At 59.8% G+C, this 420-nt stretch carries 1 protein-coding gene; it reads left to right on the top strand.

Going from position 1 to position 420, the window contains the following annotated elements; all coding sequences use genetic code 11:
• Positions 1 to 420: ABC transporter permease (locus tag D7X32_RS44675; protein ID WP_120608494.1), on the top strand; the 420-nt coding region annotated here is incomplete at both ends.

Here is a 420-nt window from a genome sequence, read left to right as displayed (position 1 = left end):
GTCTACGAGAACACCTTCCTGCGCAGCCTTTCGAGCAACCGCAGCCTCGTCTATCACAGCTGGGTAACGCTCTCCTCCACTCTGCTCGGATTCGGCTTCGGCATGCTGCTCGGCATCCTTCTCGCCGTATTGATCGTCCATAACCGCGCCATGGACCGCTCGCTGATGCCCTGGCTGGTGGCGAGCCAGACCATACCGATCCTCGCCATCGCGCCGATGATCGTCATCATCTCTTATAACGTGCTGACCGGCGACAATGCCGTTGCACATCTCCTCAATCTCGATTCCGACGCCTCCCGCCTCGTCTCGAAGGCGCTGATCTCCACCTACCTCTCCTTCTTTCCGGTCGCCGTCGGCATGGTGAAGGGTCTGCGTTCGCCCGAGATCATGCATCTCGACCTGATGCGCACCTACTATGCC

The sequence above is a fragment of the Corallococcus carmarthensis genome (assembly GCF_003611695.1).
GTDB lineage: Bacteria > Myxococcota > Myxococcia > Myxococcales > Myxococcaceae > Corallococcus > Corallococcus carmarthensis.
Note: the sequence above shows the minus strand (reverse complement) of the source record. Positions and strands in the feature narration are given on the sequence as shown.